This is a genomic window from Streptomyces sp. NRRL S-1813, from assembly GCF_000719605.1.
GTDB lineage: Bacteria > Actinomycetota > Actinomycetes > Streptomycetales > Streptomycetaceae > Streptomyces > Streptomyces decoyicus.
Genome location: NZ_JOHB01000002.1, coordinates 208,374 through 225,776, shown reverse-complemented (window position 1 = coordinate 225,776; position 17,403 = coordinate 208,374). Strand labels below are relative to the sequence as shown.

Genomic DNA, 17,403 nt, shown 5'->3' with positions numbered 1-17,403 from the left:
GCACAGCCGCAGGTGCGATGCGTTCCGGGCCCCGTTACGCGTCTGCGAAACGCCGTACGTAGCGCCGCTGCCACGGGGTCTCCACGGCGCGATGGTGGTAGTGCCGGCGGACGAACGCCACGGCTCGGTCTGCCGGCACTCCGTCGAGAACAGCCATGCACGCCAGGGCTGTTCCTGTCCGCCCGCGGCCACCGCCGCAGGCGATCTCGACGCGGTCGTTCGCTGCCCGGGCAAGCGCCTCCTTGAACACCGCCCGAGCCTGCTGACCGTCCTTGGGGAGCCGGAAATCGGGCCAGTGCAGCCATCGGGCGTCCCACTCGGTTCGTGGAGGCTGCTTGCCGAGCAGATAGAGCGCGAAGGTTGGCGTCGGTCCTGTGGGGAGGGGGTGACGCAGGCCCCGGCCGCGCACCAGAGCACCGGAGGGGAACCTCATGACCCCGAGGTCCGACGAGCTCCAGTTCTCAGCCATATACGCGGCCTATCGGGGCCGGTTCAGGCTCCAGCGAGGGCAAGCACTACCCGCCCGCTCCCCTCCACGAGCCGCTATCTTGCAGCGGTGACCGGCTCCGCGGAACGCCCGCTCCTCTTTCTCGACGTCGATGGACCACTCATTCCCTTCGGGGCGGCGAACCACCAAAGTGCCGGCGGGTATCCGACTTACCCCACGGGCCACGAACCCGCGGAAGCCGGCGCGAATCCCCTGCTGGCCAGGATCGACCCCGCGCTCGGACCCAGGTTGGCGGCGCTGCCGTGCCACCTCGTCTGGGCAACGACATGGATGGCAGAGGCGAACGAATGCATCGCGCCGCGACTCGGGCTGCCGGAACTGCCCATGGTGACGTGGCCGGACCCGTCCTTCGATGAGGAGCGAGACACACGAGCAGGGCTGCACTGGAAGACCCGCACGCTCCTCGACTGGGCTGCCGGGCGCGTATTCGCCTGGGTCGACGACGAGATCACGGACACCGATCGGGCGTGGGTGTCGGCGCACCACGGTGAGCGGGCCCTGCTCCACCGCGTCGATCCCGGCCGAGGCCTCACGGACGCGGACTTCGCCCTCCTCGACGACTGGTTGCGCAGATGGGCAACGGGCTGACCGGGAACTGCGGGCGCCGCCGCGGCGGGTCGCTCCCCGGCGCCGCGCTTGTCCGCGAGGCCGGCCAGCGTCGACGAAGGGCATTGTCCGCGGCGGGTACGGACAGCATGATGCGGATCATGACCACGAACCTTCCTCCGGCCTCGCTCACTGCCGTCCGGCTCGCGCGCTACACCAAGACGGAACTGAGCGAGATCGTCGGGGACGACGACGACCCCTTCGGAGTCTCCGAGGCCGGTCTGACCTGGCTGCCCAAGCAGGAGCACTTCGGCATCAGACTCGACGGCCGCCTCGTGGCACACACGGGTCTCCTGCCGGTTCCGCTTTCGGTCGGCTCGGCCGAGACGCAGGCCGTCGGCTTCGGCGGGGTGGTCGTCGCTCCTGACCTGCGCGGGCACGGGCTGGCACGGCTCGTTGTCACCTCCGCCCTGGAACACGCCCGCACGATGGGACCGCCGTACGGAATCCTCTTCTGCCGGCCGCATCTCGTCCCGCTGTACCAGCGGCTCGGCTGGCGGATGCTGGAAGGGGACGTACACGTCGAGCAGGCCGAAGGGCCCGTGGTCATGCCGCTGCGGACCATGTGGACGCCGCTGCGCGACGGGGCGCAGTGGCCCGTGGGGCCGGTACGTCTGCTGTCCTTCCCCATGTGATCCGCCGCCCCCGGGACTCGTCGACGGTCCGTCCGTGACGGTTTGCGGCCGCCGACGCGGTGCGTCGGCGGCCGCCTCACCTCCGTCCCGTCCCAGGGCTCACCGTCCCTGGGACGGGATGGGAACGGCCTGGCCCGAGACCCGCACCCGCGGGTCGTCGGGGTGGAGGTCGACGTAGAGGTCGCTGGGCCGGCCCATGTCCTCGCCCTGCCGGATGTGCACCCGCAGGGGCTCCGTGACCAGGCCCAGGGCGCGCAGATAGCCGCCGAAGGCCGCGGCGGCGGCGCCGGTTGCCGGGTCCTCCACGACGCCGCCGACCGGGAAGGGGTCCCGGGCGTGGAAGTCGAGGCGGTCGGGTGCCGCGCGATGGACGAGGTGCACGGTGGTCCAGCCGTGGTGGCGCATGATGTCGTGCAGCGCGTCGAAGTCGTAGTCGAGGGCGGCCAGTTGTGCCCGGCTCCGGACCCCCAGGACGAGATGGTCGTTGCCCGCGAAGGCGATATGCGGCGGAAGGCTGTCGTCCAGGTCGGCCCTGGTCCAGCGCAGGGCCCGTAGCACCGGCTCGACCTGGGTGGTGTCCTCGGCCGGGCGGGAATGCGCCGGGACGCTGGTGAGCGTGGCGCGGATCAGCCCGTCGACGAGGCTGGTCCCCACCCGGATCTCACCCACGGGCGTGTCGAACAGCAGCTCACCGGTTCCGGTGCGTTCCGCGAGGGCAACGGCCGTGGCGATCGTGGCATGTCCGCAGAAGGCGACTTCGGCGCGCGGGCTGAAGTAGCGCAGCCGGTAGCGGCGTGCGGCGGTGTCCTGTGCCGTGATGAACGCGGTCTCCGAGTACCCGACCTCCGCGGCGACGCCGAGCATCCGCGCGTCGTCGAGGTCTGCGGCGTCGAGCACCACACCGGCCGGGTTTCCGCCGGCCGGGTCGCTGGTGAAGGCGGAGTAGCGCAGCACCTCGACGGTGCCGGGGCTCTGGAGGGCGTCCGGGCTCTCGATGGCGTCCGGACTCTCAGGGGTCTCGACGGGGTCCGGGAGCGGGATCGGGCCGGTGGGCGGCGTCTGTGTGGTCATGGCTCCACGATGGCAGCGCGATCCGATCGCGTCCAACGATGGTTCTCGCTCACCGCCATCGGATATTGCGATAGCGTGCGCCGGTGGACACCAGACTTCTGCGTACGTTCGTGACGCTCGCCAGAGTGGGAAGCTTCACCGCCGCGGCCCGCGCGCTCCATCTCGCCCAATCCACGGTCACCGTCCAGATCCGCAGCCTGGAAAAGGAATTGGGGACCCCGCTGTTCGACAGAATGCCCTCGGGGACGGTACCGACCCGGGCCGGGCAGCGCCTGCTGGAAGAGGCCGAAGAGGTGCTCGACGCGGTCGCCCGGCTCCGCGCGACGGCTTCGGCCGGACCGCGCGACGCGGACGGCGGGACGGTCGAGGGCCAGGTCGCCGTCGGCGCGGGCGATTCGCTGTGCTCCTCACGGCTGCCCGCGGTGATCGCCTCCCTGCGGCACGCCCACCCTCGACTGGATGTCCATCTGCACGCCGTCAGCACGGACTCGGCGGTGGACGGACTGCGGACCGGCCGGCTCGACATCGCACTGCTGCTGGAGCCGGAGGTCGGCGAGAGCGATCTGCTGGCCCGCAGGATCGCGGACGAGCCGCTGGCATACGTGGCGGCACCCGGTCATGCGCTGGCCGGGCGGGCGGCCGACTGGGACGCGCTGGCCCGCGAGAGCTTCTTCGTCCATGAGGAGGGGTGCTCCTACAGTGACCGGCTCGTACGCACCTTGCTGAGCCTGCCGGGTGCCGCACCCCGGATCACCCGGTTCGGCAGTATCGATGCCGCGCGGTCGTGCGTCGCGGCCGGTCTCGGCCTGACACTGCTCCCGCAGGTGACCGTCGAACGCCACCTCCACGAAGGCCGGTTGACAGTCGTGGACGGCCCCGAGGCCCGGCCCGTTCCCGTTCAGCTCGTCCGGCACCGGAGACGGTGGTTCGCGCCGGGCGCGCAGATCGTGGCCGAGGAGCTGACGCGCGCCTTCGCGGCGGCCTGAGGTCGTGCGGGCTGAAGGCCGTACGGGGGTGAAGGCCGTACGGGGGTGACATCGCGTCAGCCGGGAGCCCCACAGGAGTTCGGTGTGGTCCTTCGTCCGCGTGGCCGCTCGGCGCGTCGTTTGGACAGCCCGCAGGCCTCCGACACCGTGAGGACGTGCGCCTTCTACTGCTTCGCCTCGCCGCAGCGGCGGCCGTCCTCCTGACCACCAGCGGCTGCGTGTCCCTTCCGGCCGGCGGATCCTTGCACGAGCCCGGTCGCGCACCGGGCGGACGCACCGTCGCTCCGGCCCGGCCCTCACCGCTCCTGCTGCCCACACAGGGGTCGTCACGTGAGCGGCTGGTGGATGTGGCGTCCGCCGGGCGCAAGCCGAAACGGCCCTCGAAGTCCCGCAAGGGAGATGCCACCCCGCGGCACGCAACAGCGGTGCCCCGACGGCAACGGCATGTGGTCCAGGCGCCACCACACCTCTCGCACGCCAGGCCGGCGAGGCCCCGTCCGGTACCGGCACGCACGACACCCCGGCAGGGACACCACGCGCCCGCGCCCGCACATGAACGCCCGCGGCGGTCCCGGCCACGGCAGACGATCGATCCCGGCATGGTGTGCCGGATGGCATCCGGCCGCGTCCGTCCGGATCTTTTGCAGCTGTGCCACAGGACGTACGGACGCTGAGGGGTATCCGAGGGTGTCCGAGCGGGGTCCGTAGGCGGACATCCGTCGTGGCCGCGGTTGCCGGCTGGTCGGCGTCAGCCGGCGGCCGGCAGGTCCGGACGGAGCTTTGCCCTCAGCTGCTCGAAGGCGGTAGGAGCGGGTCGTCGCGGCAGGAAGTCCTTGATCTGCCGCGCACAGTCCTCCGGGCCGGCCGCGGCGGTGTCGCACTCGATGTCGTACAGGCCGTGGGCGTGGACCTGGTCCCACTGACGGGCCGCCAGCCCCACCGGACGGTCGCCTCGTTGGGTCTCGCGCCGTTCCAGTTCCTGGAGCGGACAGCGCACGCCGACCAGGACGACATTCCGGGGAGGGAAGAGCTCGAGGCAGTCCAGCAGACGCCACGGCTCGCTCAGCACATGGTCCACCACCACGTTGTTGCCGCCCGCCGCCATTCCGGCGACGGCGCGGTGGAAGCCCCTCCATGTGCGACGAAGAATGGCGGGCAGCTCTTCCGGTGATATCTCATGGCGGGATCGCATGGCGTGGAAGGCATCGACGGGCAGGTGGAAGTACGTCTCGTCCAGGGTGAGAAGGAGTTCCCGGGCGATGCTCGACTTTCCGGAGCTGGAGGTGCCGTTCAGGAAAATGATGCGCCCGATGTGCCCGCCATGAGGGGTGTCCGCGCCGTCGGCGTCGGGCGTCGGCGACTCGGTCAGGTGTCTGCTCCCTCGGGTCATCTCGGCTCCCTTTCGCTGACGTGCCCGCGGTCAGGAGAAGATCGCGTGGACCTGGTCAACCGCTTCGGGGCCGTAACCGACCACCCCCACGGGGACCGCGCCCTCGATCGCCTCGATGATCCGCCCGGCCCATACCGGGCCGAAACCGCCGCACAGTTCGATGAGTTGCACCCCCTCGTCGACGAGGCGGCGCGCGGCCTCGATGCCCTCCTCCGGCTTTTCGACCCCCACCAGCACGGTGCGGCACCGGCCGGTGTCGACCACGTTGATGCTGTTGCTCGCGTCGCTGCCTGCCGCGGTGTAAATGAAGCCCCAGTGGGTGAGCGCCATGAGCTCAGCCTCCTCATTCCTTGTCGACGTCTTCGCCACCCAACCAGACGGGAGTGAGCTCGCCCTCCGAGTGGCCGGAAAACGCTGCATCGTGACAGGCCCGGCGCGGCGGGCGGCGCGCGCAACGTCCCGCCCCGGGCGCTCCCCCGGCATCCGTGTCACTCCAGCCGGATGTCCGACCCTGCTGACTGTTCGCGGGCAGCCGCGACGACAAGGGCGGCGGCTGCCGCGTCCTGCACCGCCACACCTACGGACTTGTAGAGGGTGATCTGGTCCGGAAAGGAGCGGCCCGGCTTGCGGCCGGAGATGAGTTCGCCCAGCTCGGCGTGCACATGGGCTTCCGTGATGACGCCGTCGCGAAGCGGCAGCAGCAGGTCGTTGCTGCCCGCCGGGAAGGGTGCCAGTGCCGCCTGCCGCGACTCGACGCACACCAGCGCTTCGGCGACCGTGGCGTCGTCGATCTCGCGGCCGTCCGGGTTGAAGCCCACCGAGGTCACATGCACGCCCGGTGTCAGCCAGGAACGGCGGATCACGGGCTCGACGGCGTGGGTGGTCGCGGCGGCGATCTCCGCGCCGTCCAGTGCCTCGGCGTAGCTCGCTGTCGCCTCGGCGGGGATCTGGAGTTGGGATGACAGCACCTCGGCCAGGGCGGTCGCCTTCGCCCGGTCACGGCCCGCCACGCGAATGTGCCGGATCGGGCGGACCCGGCACATCGCCTCGGCATGCGACCGGGCCTGAGCTCCGGTGCCCAGAACCGCCAGCACCGAGGCGTCCTCCCGGGCCAGCAGGCGCGCGGAGAGAGCCGAACCGGCAGCGGTCCGCGCCGCGGTGATGGCCGTGCCGTCCAGCAGCGCCGCGGGCTCCCCGGTGTGCGGGTCGAAGACGACGATCAGTGCCTGGTGGGTCGGAACAGGGGTGCCGCCGTTGTGCGGGAAGACGGAGACCAGCTTGCTCATGAGGACCCCGGCCGAGGGTACGTAGCCCGGCATGGCTGCCAGGAAGCCGTCCCGTTCGGGTACCAGGGCGGCGACGCGGTCCGGCGAGGAAGCGCGGCCCGCGCTCAGGTCAGCCATCGCCGACGCCAGGGCGTCGATCAGCGTATCCAGATCGAGCAGCGCCTCGACCTGCAAGCGCCCGAGAACCAGCATTCGTCTCAACCTCCTGATCACAGCCGTACGGCCGACGTTACGCCGGGTCGAGGGAGCGGCCGTAGCCCCTTGCGTGATCTTTCTGGGATTGACGGGGGACGTCTCCGAGCAGGCCGTTGACGAGCACGGTGACCATGGAGCGACCCTGAGGGCGCTCTCCCACCGGCTCCCGGGTCCTCGACCGCGAGACCGGGGCGACCCCGTGGCCTGCGCGGTGCAGGAGTGCCGCGTGGAACTCGGGGTAGGCGGCGCGGTGGCCGAACGCAACGGTGGTCGCGCCGTGCCCGACCGGATACGCCGGCCGGCGACGGCGGCGCATTGCGGGCGCAGGATCGGGCACGCGAGGACAACAGGACGTCCGGGCACGGCAGTTGAGGACGTACACAGCGCCCGGCACCTCGCCGTAGTGGACTCGACCGCGCTCGGCCGCGGAGAATGGAGGCAATCATGGACTGGCGTCACGACGCGGTGTGCCGCGAAGTGGATCCCGAAATTTTCTTTCCCGTCGGCAATACCGGCCCGGCGCTCCTCCAGATCGAGGAGGCCAAGGCCGTCTGCCACCGCTGCCCGGTGATGGGGCAGTGTTTGCAGTGGGCACTGGAATCCCGCCAGGACGCAGGTGTCTGGGGTGGGATGAGCGAGGACGAGCGGCGCGCCATGCGACGTCGGGCCGCCCGGAACCGGGCCCGCAGCGCCTCCCTATAGGGGCGCCGGGCCGGGCATCGGCTCCTGCGGGCCCGGAGTCGGCCAGGACCCGGTGGAGCCGGTCAGGACATGGCGTGGTGGGTACCGGGTGTGCCGCCGGTGCGCCTGTACGCTTTCGTCACCCCAGGCGGTGGCCGCGTGAGTGCGGCAACGGGCACGCGCATGCATGTGCCGGAAGGACGTCACCATGCCCACGGATGCACACCCCGGACCGCTGCGCGTCCTTGTTCTCGGCGCCTCGCTGCGGGCCGGATCGAGCAATGCCCGGCTGGCTTCCCTCGTCGGCCGCATGCTGACGGACGCCGGCGCCGTCGTCGACCTCGCCGCGATGCGGGACTTCGACATGCCGCTGTACGACGGCGACGTGGAGGCCGCACACGGGCTGCCGGAGGGTGCTCTGGCGCTGCGTGACCGGCTGGAGCGATGTGACGCCTTCGTACTGGCCTCCCCCGAGTACAACGCGTCCGTGCCGGGAGTCGTGAAGAACGCGATCGACTGGGTGTCGCGGGTCCGGCCGCAGCCGTTCAAGACCAAGCATGCGCTGCTGGTCTCCGCTTCCCCCTCACTCGTCGGCGGCAACCGGGGGCTGTGGGCGCTGAGGGTTCCGCTGGAGCATCTCGGCACTCGCGTCTACCCCGACATGTTCAGCCTTGCCGCGGCTCACCAGGGCTTCACCGAAGACGGAGAGCTGACCGATTCCGCGCTACAGGAGCGGCTGAGTGAGACCGTTCTTGCCTTCCTCCGTCTCGTCGAGGCCGATGCGCGCTATGTCTGTCTCCAGCGCCGGTGGTACGAGTTCCCGGGAGACCGCACCGAGGCTCCTGTCACCCAGCGGGCGGAGGACTGAACCGGGTCGCCGAACCGAAGTAGGCGGCCCTGCCCAGGTGTTGGCGTCGCACCATGTGCTGCCCCTGTTCCCCGTACGCCCCTCCGGCATGGTGGGGCGTACGCGTCGTCTTCGGTGAGGGCTCAGCGGTCCGCGGCCGCCTCGGAGTCCGCGGCCGCGGCCGCGCTCTCGGCACCGTCCACCAGCTTGCGCATGTCCGACAGATCGGTGGGTGCCGGCGAGGCGGGCGACGGTGTCGCGTGCGGGGTGTCGCCCTCGGTGCGTACCCCGTTGCCGCATCCGGCGACGAGCAGCCCGCACAGGAGGGTGGTGGCCGCGAACACGGCGGCCTGGCCGGCGCGGGTCACGACGAGGCCGCGTTGTGGTGGGTGCGGCACCAGGTGGCGACCTTGGCGAGGTCCTTCTGCCGCTGCTGGAGGGTGGGGACGAGGGACTTGCGGCGGGTGAGCTTGTGGTCGAGGAAGTTCGCGATCTCGGTGTGCCCGGCGGCCTTGGCCTTCTCCACGCGCTTCTCCAGGCGGGCGACGGAGCCGCGGCGCCCGGCCTTGCCCTGGAGCCGCTGAAGTACCCGGTGGATGCGCTTCTCGATCTTCGGGACGCGCTTGCACAGCGCCTGCGCACCGTCGCCGGCGGCGGACTTGGCGGAGGCGGAGGGGGCCGGGGTGCTGTCCGCGGCGGCGGTGCCCGCGACGCCGAGCAGGGCGGTGGCCGCGGCCACCGAAGAGAGGGCGATGTTCCGGGTACGCATGAAGGTCCTCCTCAGGTGCGTGGCGGGCACGGTGCCCGCCTGCGAGGAGAAGTTAGAGGCGCTCTTTGTGGAAACCTTGTGGCCGGTCACCGGGGTCCGCCAGCCAGTCCCGGTGCGCGGGCAGTGCCGTGTGCTGAGGACGGTGGGCGGGCGCGGCGGGGAACGTCACCTCGAAGCGGGCACCCCGCCCCCCGGGGCCGTCCAGGACCCGCAGCGTTGCCCGGTGCAGGGCGGCCTGCTGCGCGACCAGAGTGAGCCCGAGGCCGGAACCCGGGCTGTCCGCACGGCGCTGGAAGCGCTGGAAGATCGCCTCCCGGCGCTGCTGCGGTACGCCCGGCCCGCGGTCCTCGACACCGAGGACGACGCGGGGCGAACCGCTCTCCTCACCGGCGCGGAGGGAGAGCGCGACATGGGCCCGCGCCTCGGCGGACCGGCCGTGGACCAGCGCGTTCGTCAGGAGGTTGTCCAGCATCGAGCGCAGACCGGGCTGCCATCCGTGGACCGTCAGCCCCGGGCTGCTGTGGACCACCACCTCGGCCCCGGGGTGCCTGCGCCGGATGTCGGCGACCGCCTCGTCGACGAGCTCTGCCAAGTCAATGGCGGCAAAGGAGTCCGCCTCGACCAGATCGCCCTGAGCAAGTGCTCTGAGCATCACCAGGAGGCCCAGCAGACGGGCGTGTTCGTGCCGCAGATCGTCGACGGTCTCCGCCCGGTCGGCGGCGTCGAGATCCTGGAACGCATCGAGGATGTCGAGGTTGGTCTGCATGCTCATCAGCGGTGTGCGCAGTTCGTGGGACGCGGCGGCGGAGAACGAGCGTGCCGAGGCCAGCGCCTCGGCGGTGCGGGCGGCCTGCTCGTCGTACCGGGTCAGGAAGGTCTGTAGCGTGCGGGCGAGGTCGTCGACCTCGGTGATCCGGGTCGGGGCGTGATCCAGCCGAGCGGCGCTGGTGTGCGGGTCGAGACCGCCGGCCGCCTGCTGGAGGCGCCGCAACGGCCGGGCCGCGCGGGCGGCGAGCAGCCAGGCCGCGGCGCCGGCCAGGGGTGCGGCGAGCAGTGCCACCGTGACGACTCTGCGGCGCACCATGCCGAGCTGTGCGTCGCGCGCCGTGTCCGGGGAGAACAGCCACAGCGTCCCCTGCACTCCGGCGCCGCGGCCGGTGACCGGCACGGCGAGCACCCGCCAGCTCCTGCCCTGTGACCGCACGGTGGAGGGGTGGTGCGTCCTTGTGGGCAGGGGAACCGACGCGGCGGGTTGCGGGCCGTCCATGACGGTGCCCTCGGGGCCGGACAGCCGGACGCCGACGTCCAGCGCCGCGGTGAACAGCTTCCGCTGGCGGGCCTGCTCGGCACGCGGGCGGTCGTGGGAGGTGGCGCGCAACAGGCCGCGCGCGGCGACGGCGACGCTCTGCGCACGTTCGGCGAGACGCTGATCCGCCTGGGTGCGCAGATCCTTGCCCACCAACTGCACCAGGAGCCAGCCGGACACCACCACCAGCAGCGGCACCACCATCCCGACCACGACCGCGATCCGGGTCGACAGCCTCATCGCGCCGCCCCGCTCTCGTCGTCCCGCAGCACAAAGCCGACGCCGCGCACCGTGTGCACGATCCGGCTCCGCCCGCCGGCTTCCAGCTTGCGCCGCAGATAGCTGACGAAGGTGTCCACGGCGTCGGTGCGCACCTCGAAGTCGTAGCCCCATACGCGCTCCAGGAGCTGGTCGCGGGTGAGCACCTGTCCGGCGTTCCGGGCCAGGACCTCCAGCAGGGCGAACTCGCGTCGTGTCAGCGCCACTTCCCGGTCGTCGAGCCGTGCGCGGTGCGCCGCGGTGTCGAGTGCGAGGCCGCCGACGCGCACGGCATCGGTGGGGGCGGGCGGCCTGCGCCGCAGCAGTGCGTGCAGGCGCAGCACCAGCTCGTCCAGGGCGAACGGTTTGACGAGATAGTCGTCCCCGCCTGCTTGCAGTCCGGCGACCCGGTCGGTGACCTCGTCGAGCGCGGACAGCATCAGCACGGGTATGTCGTTGCCGTTCTCCCGGAGCCGCCGGCACACCGCGATGCCGTCGAGGTCGGGCATCGAGATGTCGAGGACCATGACGTCCGGCGGCGCCTCGGCCATCCGCTCCAGCGCGGCCCGGCCGCCGTCCGCCAGGCCCACGGTGAAGCCGTTGAGCCGCAGGCCGCGCCCGAGCGACCGCCGGATCGCCGCGTCGTCATCCACCAGCAGGACCCGGCCGGTACTGCTTTGTCCGTACATGCGCGCCTCCGTGGTACCGCCGCCTGACGACATCATGCGTCATGGGCTCCGCGGGGCATCGGCCACGGTCCGGACCTGGGCGTGCGGCTGTGATCTGCGGTTGCCGGCCGCCGGCTCCCGGAGGCCGGCTGCCGGGCGCCGGGCGCCGGGCAGGACGGGAGCAGGGGCAGGGCAGGCGCTACAGCAGGTGCTCGATCCTGATCGGCAGTTCCCTGGCCCGGTAGCCGGTCGCGTGGAAGACGGCGTTGGCGATGGCCGCCGCGGCGCCTACCATGCCGACCTCTCCGAGGCCCTTGACGCCCAGCGGGTTGACGACCGTGTCCGTGACCTCCACGAACTCGATGTCGACGTCCGGAGCATCGGCGTTGACCGGTACGAGGTACTCCCCGAGGCTTGCGTTCGCCCAGCGGCCGTCGCGGGTGTCGACCAGACTGCCCTCCAGCAGTGCCTGGCCGAGCCCCCAGAGCATGCCGCCCATGACCTGGCTGTGGGCGGTCCTGGCATTGAGGATCCGGCCCGGGGCGAAGGCGCCGGCCATGCGGCGCACGCGGACCACCCCGAGGTCCGGGTCGACGGCGACCTCGGCGAACTGGGCTCCGAAGGTGGCGAGCCCGTAGGGCACGTTCGGTGGCGGCGGCTGCCAGCTGCCGAGCGCATCCATGTCGGTCATGAAGTGACGCTGCATCAGGTCACGGTAGGACTCGCCGCTGCCGGGATCGTCCCGCAGCTCCATCCGCCCGCCGCGGACCACGACGGCGGCCGGGTCCGCCTGGTGCAGCGGGGAGTCGGGGTCGGCGATCGCCTGCTCGATCATCTGGTCGCGGAGCGTGGTGACCGCCGTGTGCACCGCGGCACTGAGCATGCCGGCGCCTGCCGAGCCGACCGCGGCCGCGACGTTCGGCAGGTCGGTGTCGCCGTACTCGAACCGGACGTTCTCCACGAAGACGCCCAGGCCGTCGGCGGCGACCTGGGTCATCGCGGTACCCGATCCGGTGCCGAAGTCCTGTGTGCCGGCCTGCACCACGGCGGACCCGTCGGCGTACAGGCGGGCCCGAGCGCGTTGCGGCTGCATGGGGAAGAACACCGGGTATCCGGCGGTGGCCATGCCCTTGCCGATGAGCCAGTTGCCGTCCCGCTCGGAGCGGGGTTCGGGGTTGCGCGACTGCCAGTCGAAGCGGGCCGCGCCGCGGCGGTAGCACTCCTCCGCGCCGTCGCTCGACCACGGGTGGCCGGTGTTGGGGTCGGCATCGGCGTGGTTGCGCAGCCGCAACTGCACCGGGTCGACGCCGATGCGGTGCGCGAGCTCGTCCATCAGGCATTCCAGGGCGTACATGCCCGTGGTCTCGCCGGGGCCGCGGGTGAAGGTGGGCGTCATGGTGTTGCTGCGGATCAGCCGGTAGACGCCCTCGTAGTTGGGGCAGGCGTAGGCCTGCGAGGCGATGCTGAGCGAGGGTTCGGCCCATTCGTCGAAGGGTGAGGTCAGCGAGAGCTTGTGGTGGCGCAGGGCGGTGAGCCGGCCGTCGTCCGTGGCACCGAGTTCGACGCGCTGCTCCTGCTCTTCGCGGTGGCCGCAGGAGGTGAACATCTGCTCGCGGGTGAGCGCCAGCTTGACGGGGCGCCGCACATGCCGAGCGGCCATGGCCGCCAGGGTGACGTGCGGCCAGATCATGGCTTTGCAGCCGAATCCCCCGCCGACGTACGAGGCACGGACCCGTACCTTCGACGGGGGGATGCCCAGCAGCGCCGCCACGGTGCTCTGGCTGGCCACGATTCCCTGGGTGGCGTCGTAGAGAGTGAGCCGGTCGCCGTCCCAGACCGCTGTGGTGGCCGAGGGCTCGATGGGGTTGTGGTGATTCGCTGCGAAATGGTACGTCGCGTCGAGCCGGTGGGCCGCCGCCTCGAAGCCGGCCTCGACATCACCGCGCACGCTGCGTGCCGGGATGAACCCCGCGAAGATCGCCTCGGGTTCATAGGCCTGGTCCCGGCCCTCGTCGAGGGTGGTGGTGGAGGCGCTCCGCTCGTAGTCGACGTGCACCTGCCGGGCCGCGAACTGGGCGCGTTCGTGTGAGTCCGCGATCACCATGGCCACGGGCTGTCCGAAGTAGTGGACGACGTCGCTCTGTAGAGGGAAAAAGCTCTCCCCGGGGGCGGCGTGGCCTGCCAGGGACGGCAGCAGGTGGGGCGGGGCCGCGATTTTCGGCAGGTTCCGGTGCGTCAGCACGGCGAGCACACCGCCGGCGTTCTCCGCGGCACTGGTGTCGATTCCGACAACCCGCCCGCTGGCCGTGCGGGCGCCGACGAGGGCGGCATATGTGGTGCCGGGCAGCGTGAACTCCGCTGCGTAGCGGCCGCTTCCGGTGACCTTGGCGGGACCGTCGACGCGGGCGAGGGGCCGGCCGACGGCCGTGAGTGTGGCGCCCGTGGTCATGCTGTCCCTCCTCCTTGCGCGGCGACGGTCTGGAGCGCCCGGACGAGGGTCCGCCGGGCGAGTTCCGCCTTGAAGCCGTTCATCGGGCGGGTGAGGGCAGGGGCCAGCTCGACGGCCGCGGCCCGCACGAACACGTCCACGTCGGCGCGCTCGCCCACGAGGATGTCCTCGGCCCGGTGCGCACGCCACGGCTTGGTAGCCACGCCGCCCAGAGCGAGCCGGGCCTCGCCGATCACGCCGTCCTCCAGTGCCAGCGCCACGGCTGCCGAGGCGAGGGCGAACTCATAGGACTCGCGGTCGCGCACCTTGAGATACAGCGATCTGCGCGCCATGGGGACCGGGGGCACCTCGATCGCGGTGATCAGTTCGCCGGGGGTGAGGGGGTGCTCCCGCTCGGGGGTGTCCTCCGGGAGCAGGAAGAAGTCGTCGACCGGGATGGTGCGGGATCCCTTGGTGCCCTCCACGTGCACGACGGCGTCCAGGGCGACCAGCGCGACCGCCAGGTCGGAGGGGTGGGTGGCGATGCAGTGCTCGCTCGTGCCGAGGATCGCGTGACCGCGGTGGACGCCTTCCAAAGCGGAGCAGCCGCTGCCCGGAACGCGCTTGTTGCACGCGGATTCGGGGTCGCGGTAATAGGCGCACCGCACGCGCTGCATCAGATTTCCGCCCATGGAGGCCATGTTCCGCAGCTGGGCGGAGGCCCCGAGGAGCAGTGCCTGGGAGAGCATCGGGAAGCGCTCCACGACTGCGCGCGTCTCCGCCACGTCGCTCATCCGGGCCAGCGCGCCGATCAACAGCCCCCCGTCGGAACGGTCCTCGATGCCGGCCAGCGGCAGTCGGTTGATGTCCACCAGACGATGAGGGCGCAGCACATCCAGCCGGAGCAGGTCGACTTCCGTGGTGCCGCCCGCCAGGTAGGAACTTCCGGGGTCTCTCGTCACCGCCGCGACCGCAGCGGGGACGTCCGTCGCTCGGGTGTAGCTGATGGCACGCACGTCACTGTCCTGTCTTCCGGCCACGCACCTGGCGAATGGCGGCGCGGATATGGGGATATGCCGCGCATCGGCAGATATTGCCGCTCATCCACTCGGCGATCTCGCTGTCGCTCCCGGCGTGTCCTTCGTCGAGCAGGGCGACGGCCGACATGATCTGCCCGGGTGTGCAGTACCCGCACTGGAAGGCGTCGTGCTCGAGGAAGGCGCGCTGCATCGGGTGCAGCTCACCGTCCTCGGCGAGGCCTTCGATGGTGGTCACTTCCCGGCCTTCGCAGGTGAGGGCGAGCGTCAGACAGGCCAGCACTCTGCGCCCGTCGACCCAGACCGTGCACGCCCCGCAGGTTCCCTGGTCACAGCCCTTTTTGGAACCGGTGAGAGCCATGTGCTCACGCAGGGCGTCCAAGAGGCTCACACGGGGTTCCAGGTTCAGTACGTGGGAGACGCCGTTGACGACGAGGCCCACTTCCACGCTGTCGGGCCCTCGCGTCAGCAAGGCGGAGGACTCGGCGACGGATATTGACGCGCCTTTGTCTGCCACGACACTCACCTCGGAGTCGATGCCGTACGTCGAGCCTCCGTCCGGTCGTCCGGGCTCGCAACCGGACGGGGAAGGCCCCGGGGCAGCGGGCGCGGGCACACCCGGAAGTCCCGCGCCGCGCCCCTTACGGGATAATGCAGGGCATGCGGATTTCAGCCAGAGCGGACTATGCCGTGCGGGCGGCGCTGCAACTCGCCACCGCCCGGGACGCGGGGCCGCTCAAGGCGGAGGCCATCGCCCAGGCACAGGACATTCCGCATAAATTCCTCGAAGGCATCTTGAACGACATGCGCCGGGGCGGGCTCGTCGACAGCCGGCGCGGCGGCAACGGCGGCTACCGGCTGGCCAAGCCCGCCGAGGCCATCAGCATCGCGGATGTCATCCGGGTCGTGGACGGTCCGCTGGTGTCGGTACGCGGAGTCCGCCCGCCGGAGTTGTCGTACACGGGGCCCGCCGAATCGCTGCTGCCGCTGTGGGTCGCCCTGCGGGCCAACGTCCGCCAGATCCTCGACGGCGTATCCCTGGCCGATGTCGCCTCGGCCGAGCTGCCGGCCCAGGTGTCCGCACTGACCGAGGACCCCGCTTCCTGGACGAATCCCTAGGACCGTCCGGCCGGTCGGACGCTCAGCCGGGTCCGCCAGAGGCCGTCCGGATGCCGAGACCGGGCTGTCCACCCCTTGAACGCTCCTTGATCCGCCCGCAGTCCGGAAGCATTCTATTCCCTATCAATCCAGTGGGAAAACTAGGGAATCCGGGGTGGGCGAAGTGGGCGTGCGGGCAGCGATGCGTTCCGCTCCTCCGGTCGACGGCCCGGTCTCCCGGCCCGCGCCGGAGACACCCGACAGGACGGTGAACGGCGCAATGCCGAAGAAATCCGCAGCACGGCCCGCCTTCGTGGAGCTCAACCACCTTGCCGATGAAGGGATCCGGCTCCGGGTCACCCGGGAGATCGCGGATGACCTCGCCGTCGACGCCCTCAGCCGCGACCGAGCGGGCAAGCCTCCGTTCGACGAGGCCTCACGGCTGCGCGAAGCGGGGCTGCCCGCGCTGCTGACACCGCCCGGCCCGGCCCGGCGCGGCATCGACTGGCGCACCGCCTGCGCGGTCATCCGGGAGATCGCGGCGGCCGACAGCTCCATCGGTGAACTGCTGGCCCGGCACTACGTGTTGTCGTGGAGCGCACGGTTCTTCGGCACCCCGGAAAAGGCCGACGGACTCGAGCTCCGGACGGCCGCGGAGCAGTGGCTCTGGGGCGGGAGCGCCGACATTCCGGACCCGGAACCGACGGCAGGTCCCGACCTCACTCTCACACCGGCCGACGGCGGGTACCTCCTCAACGGGTGCAAGGCCCTTGCCTCGGGCGTCCTTGTCGCGGACCGGCTGGTGCTCGGCGCGGTGTGCACGGATACCGGCGATTCGCTGATCGCGTGTGTCGACCCGGACCGCCCCGGTGTGGTGGCCGACCCCGAGGACGACCGCCTCGGCCAGCGGCTCACCGGCGCCGGCCGGATCAGCTTCGACAGTGTCCGGGTCCCCGCCGATCACGTCCTCGGTGCCGTCCCCCGTGACGAGCACGCCGTCTCCCCCTTCGCCACGCTCGCCCCGCTGGCCCTCCGGCTCGCCCTCGTCCACGTCAGTCTGGGAACGGCCGAAGGCGCCCTTGCCGAGGCACGGGACCTCGACCGGGCCGCACCGCGCGGCTGGCGGGCCGCGGGCCAGGACGCCGACGCGTACCCGGAGCGGCTCGGTCCGGATCCCTACCTCCTCCTCGCGTACGGGGAAATGGTGACAGCCGCTCACACCGCCGCGGCGGTGGTCGAATCGGCGACGGAGGCGCTGGCGCGGGGCCTCCTCGCAGGGCAGGAGCTCGGTGTGGACGAGCGTGCCGACATCGCGGTCCTCGTGGCCGCGGCCGAGGCCGTCACCAGCAGGTCCGCGATGGAGGTCACCACCCGTGTCCTGGAACTCACGCGGGGCGCCGACTCCCCGGCCGGCGCTCCGGGATTCGACCGGTTCTGGCGCAACGCACGCATCCTGACAGCGCAGGCCTCCCCCACCCACCAGCTCCGCGACATCGGCGACCACTATCTGAACGGCACACACCCGCCCCTGACCTTGCGTGTCTGACATCGCTGCCGCCGCCCGCAGGGTGGCGCCCGCCCTCCCCCGCGATGCCGCGCTGCCGCGACGCGGAGGTAATTCGACGGCGTCGTCG

The 17,403-nt window shown here is 71.5% G+C and carries 19 protein-coding genes; 7 read left to right on the top strand and 12 right to left on the bottom strand.

Annotated features, from left to right (window positions below):
* Positions 1 to 34 precede the first annotated feature (34 nt).
* The gene (locus IF67_RS0105705; RefSeq protein WP_030982770.1) at positions 35 to 469 is read right to left on the bottom strand and encodes a protein-tyrosine phosphatase family protein; all 435 of its coding nucleotides are present in this window, start codon (positions 467 to 469) and stop codon (positions 35 to 37) included.
* A gap of 87 nt (positions 470 to 556) precedes the next feature.
* Here IF67_RS0105705 and IF67_RS0105700 point away from each other — a divergent pair, with 87 nt between their 5' ends.
* A complete protein-coding gene (locus IF67_RS0105700; RefSeq protein WP_030982768.1) occupies positions 557 to 1,096 on the top strand; it encodes an HAD domain-containing protein in 540 nt (179 codons plus the stop codon).
* Positions 1,097 to 1,215: 119 nt separating this feature from the next.
* Positions 1,216 to 1,749 (top strand): GNAT family N-acetyltransferase, encoded by a 534-nt coding sequence (locus IF67_RS0105695; protein ID WP_030982765.1) that lies wholly within the window; start codon positions 1,216 to 1,218, stop codon positions 1,747 to 1,749.
* Between the two features lie 99 nt (positions 1,750 to 1,848).
* On the opposite strand, the gene IF67_RS0105690 is transcribed toward IF67_RS0105695, so the two are convergent.
* A complete protein-coding gene (locus IF67_RS0105690) occupies positions 1,849 to 2,820 on the bottom strand; it encodes a PhzF family phenazine biosynthesis protein (protein ID WP_030982764.1) in 972 nt (323 codons plus the stop codon).
* Positions 2,821 to 2,903: 83 nt separating this feature from the next.
* Here IF67_RS0105690 and IF67_RS0105685 point away from each other — a divergent pair, with 83 nt between their 5' ends.
* Complete coding sequence (locus IF67_RS0105685) at positions 2,904 to 3,806, top strand: LysR family transcriptional regulator (RefSeq protein ID WP_030982762.1); 903 nt, start codon at positions 2,904 to 2,906, stop codon at positions 3,804 to 3,806.
* A gap of 748 nt (positions 3,807 to 4,554) precedes the next feature.
* Here the strand turns inward: IF67_RS0105685 and IF67_RS0105680 are convergent.
* The 3 genes from IF67_RS0105680 to IF67_RS0105670 all read right to left on the bottom strand — a co-directional run bounded on the left by IF67_RS0105680 (position 4,555) and on the right by IF67_RS0105670 (position 6,674).
* Positions 4,555 to 5,196 carry a chloramphenicol phosphotransferase CPT family protein gene (locus IF67_RS0105680; RefSeq protein WP_051817622.1) on the bottom strand — a complete coding sequence of 214 codons (642 nt, stop codon included), beginning with the start codon at positions 5,194 to 5,196 and terminating at the stop codon, positions 4,555 to 4,557.
* A 30-nt stretch (positions 5,197 to 5,226) separates the two neighbouring features.
* On the bottom strand, positions 5,227 to 5,526 hold the full coding sequence (locus IF67_RS0105675; RefSeq protein ID WP_030079125.1) for a DUF6506 family protein: 300 nt from the start codon (positions 5,524 to 5,526) through the stop codon (positions 5,227 to 5,229).
* Between the two features lie 158 nt (positions 5,527 to 5,684).
* Positions 5,685 to 6,674 (bottom strand): ornithine cyclodeaminase family protein, encoded by a 990-nt coding sequence (locus IF67_RS0105670; RefSeq protein WP_030982758.1) that lies wholly within the window; start codon positions 6,672 to 6,674, stop codon positions 5,685 to 5,687.
* Positions 6,675 to 7,121: 447 nt separating this feature from the next.
* Between IF67_RS0105670 and IF67_RS0105660 the strand changes: the two genes are divergently transcribed.
* The gene (locus IF67_RS0105660; protein ID WP_030982754.1) at positions 7,122 to 7,379 is read left to right on the top strand and encodes a WhiB family transcriptional regulator; all 258 of its coding nucleotides are present in this window, start codon (positions 7,122 to 7,124) and stop codon (positions 7,377 to 7,379) included.
* A 187-nt stretch (positions 7,380 to 7,566) separates the two neighbouring features.
* Positions 7,567 to 8,226 carry an NADPH-dependent FMN reductase gene (locus tag IF67_RS0105655; protein WP_030982752.1) on the top strand — a complete coding sequence of 220 codons (660 nt, stop codon included), beginning with the start codon at positions 7,567 to 7,569 and terminating at the stop codon, positions 8,224 to 8,226.
* A 122-nt stretch (positions 8,227 to 8,348) separates the two neighbouring features.
* On the opposite strand, the gene IF67_RS0105650 is transcribed toward IF67_RS0105655, so the two are convergent.
* From IF67_RS0105650 to IF67_RS0105620, 7 genes are all read right to left on the bottom strand, one after another.
* Positions 8,349 to 8,573 carry a hypothetical protein gene (locus IF67_RS0105650; RefSeq protein WP_030982751.1) on the bottom strand — a complete coding sequence of 75 codons (225 nt, stop codon included), beginning with the start codon at positions 8,571 to 8,573 and terminating at the stop codon, positions 8,349 to 8,351.
* Positions 8,570 to 8,974, bottom strand: coding sequence for a hypothetical protein (locus tag IF67_RS0105645; protein ID WP_030982749.1), 405 nt, complete (start codon positions 8,972 to 8,974; stop codon positions 8,570 to 8,572). Before IF67_RS0105645 ends, IF67_RS0105650 begins: the two co-directional genes overlap by 4 nt.
* 52 nt (positions 8,975 to 9,026) lie before the next feature.
* Positions 9,027 to 10,520, bottom strand: coding sequence for a sensor histidine kinase (locus IF67_RS0105640; RefSeq protein WP_030982747.1), 1,494 nt, complete (start codon positions 10,518 to 10,520; stop codon positions 9,027 to 9,029).
* A complete protein-coding gene (locus IF67_RS0105635) occupies positions 10,517 to 11,227 on the bottom strand; it encodes a response regulator transcription factor (RefSeq protein WP_030982746.1) in 711 nt (236 codons plus the stop codon). The genes IF67_RS0105640 and IF67_RS0105635 overlap by 4 nt, the downstream gene beginning before the upstream one ends.
* A 178-nt stretch (positions 11,228 to 11,405) precedes the next feature.
* The gene (locus tag IF67_RS0105630) at positions 11,406 to 13,655 is read right to left on the bottom strand and encodes a xanthine dehydrogenase family protein molybdopterin-binding subunit (protein WP_030982744.1); all 2,250 of its coding nucleotides are present in this window, start codon (positions 13,653 to 13,655) and stop codon (positions 11,406 to 11,408) included.
* Positions 13,652 to 14,650: an FAD binding domain-containing protein gene (locus IF67_RS0105625; protein ID WP_030982742.1), complete on the bottom strand. Its 999-nt coding sequence runs from the start codon at positions 14,648 to 14,650 to the stop codon at positions 13,652 to 13,654. The genes IF67_RS0105630 and IF67_RS0105625 overlap by 4 nt, the downstream gene beginning before the upstream one ends.
* 1 nt (position 14,651) lies before the next feature.
* A complete protein-coding gene (locus IF67_RS0105620; protein ID WP_051817717.1) occupies positions 14,652 to 15,188 on the bottom strand; it encodes a (2Fe-2S)-binding protein in 537 nt (178 codons plus the stop codon).
* 143 nt (positions 15,189 to 15,331) lie between these two features.
* Between IF67_RS0105620 and IF67_RS0105615 the strand changes: the two genes are divergently transcribed.
* Positions 15,332 to 15,790 (top strand): RrF2 family transcriptional regulator, encoded by a 459-nt coding sequence (locus IF67_RS0105615; RefSeq protein WP_030982737.1) that lies wholly within the window; start codon positions 15,332 to 15,334, stop codon positions 15,788 to 15,790.
* Positions 15,791 to 16,049: 259 nt separating this feature from the next.
* Positions 16,050 to 17,315, top strand: a complete 1,266-nt coding sequence (locus IF67_RS0105610) for an acyl-CoA dehydrogenase (protein WP_030982735.1) — start codon at positions 16,050 to 16,052, stop codon at positions 17,313 to 17,315.
* The last annotated feature ends 88 nt before the right edge of the window (positions 17,316 to 17,403 follow it).

What these genes read in the sequence shown, in the direction of transcription:
- IF67_RS0105705 (WP_030982770.1), bottom strand. Translation starts at nt 469, where the DNA reads ATGGCTGAGAACTGGAGCTCGTCGGACCTCGGGGTCATGAGGTTCCCC.
- IF67_RS0105695 (WP_030982765.1), top strand. Translation starts at nt 1,216, where the DNA reads ATGACCACGAACCTTCCTCCGGCCTCGCTCACTGCCGTCCGGCTCGCG.
- IF67_RS0105690 (WP_030982764.1), bottom strand. Translation starts at nt 2,820, where the DNA reads ATGACCACACAGACGCCGCCCACCGGCCCGATCCCGCTCCCGGACCCC.
- IF67_RS0105680 (WP_051817622.1), bottom strand. Translation starts at nt 5,196, where the DNA reads ATGACCCGAGGGAGCAGACACCTGACCGAGTCGCCGACGCCCGACGCC.
- IF67_RS0105675 (WP_030079125.1), bottom strand. Translation starts at nt 5,526, where the DNA reads ATGGCGCTCACCCACTGGGGCTTCATTTACACCGCGGCAGGCAGCGAC.
- IF67_RS0105670 (WP_030982758.1), bottom strand. Translation starts at nt 6,674, where the DNA reads ATGCTGGTTCTCGGGCGCTTGCAGGTCGAGGCGCTGCTCGATCTGGAT.
- IF67_RS0105660 (WP_030982754.1), top strand. Translation starts at nt 7,122, where the DNA reads ATGGACTGGCGTCACGACGCGGTGTGCCGCGAAGTGGATCCCGAAATT.
- IF67_RS0105655 (WP_030982752.1), top strand. Translation starts at nt 7,567, where the DNA reads ATGCCCACGGATGCACACCCCGGACCGCTGCGCGTCCTTGTTCTCGGC.
- IF67_RS0105645 (WP_030982749.1), bottom strand. Translation starts at nt 8,974, where the DNA reads ATGCGTACCCGGAACATCGCCCTCTCTTCGGTGGCCGCGGCCACCGCC.
- IF67_RS0105640 (WP_030982747.1), bottom strand. Translation starts at nt 10,520, where the DNA reads ATGAGGCTGTCGACCCGGATCGCGGTCGTGGTCGGGATGGTGGTGCCG.
- IF67_RS0105635 (WP_030982746.1), bottom strand. Translation starts at nt 11,227, where the DNA reads ATGTACGGACAAAGCAGTACCGGCCGGGTCCTGCTGGTGGATGACGAC.
- IF67_RS0105630 (WP_030982744.1), bottom strand. Translation starts at nt 13,655, where the DNA reads ATGACCACGGGCGCCACACTCACGGCCGTCGGCCGGCCCCTCGCCCGC.
- IF67_RS0105615 (WP_030982737.1), top strand. Translation starts at nt 15,332, where the DNA reads ATGCGGATTTCAGCCAGAGCGGACTATGCCGTGCGGGCGGCGCTGCAA.
- IF67_RS0105610 (WP_030982735.1), top strand. Translation starts at nt 16,050, where the DNA reads ATGCCGAAGAAATCCGCAGCACGGCCCGCCTTCGTGGAGCTCAACCAC.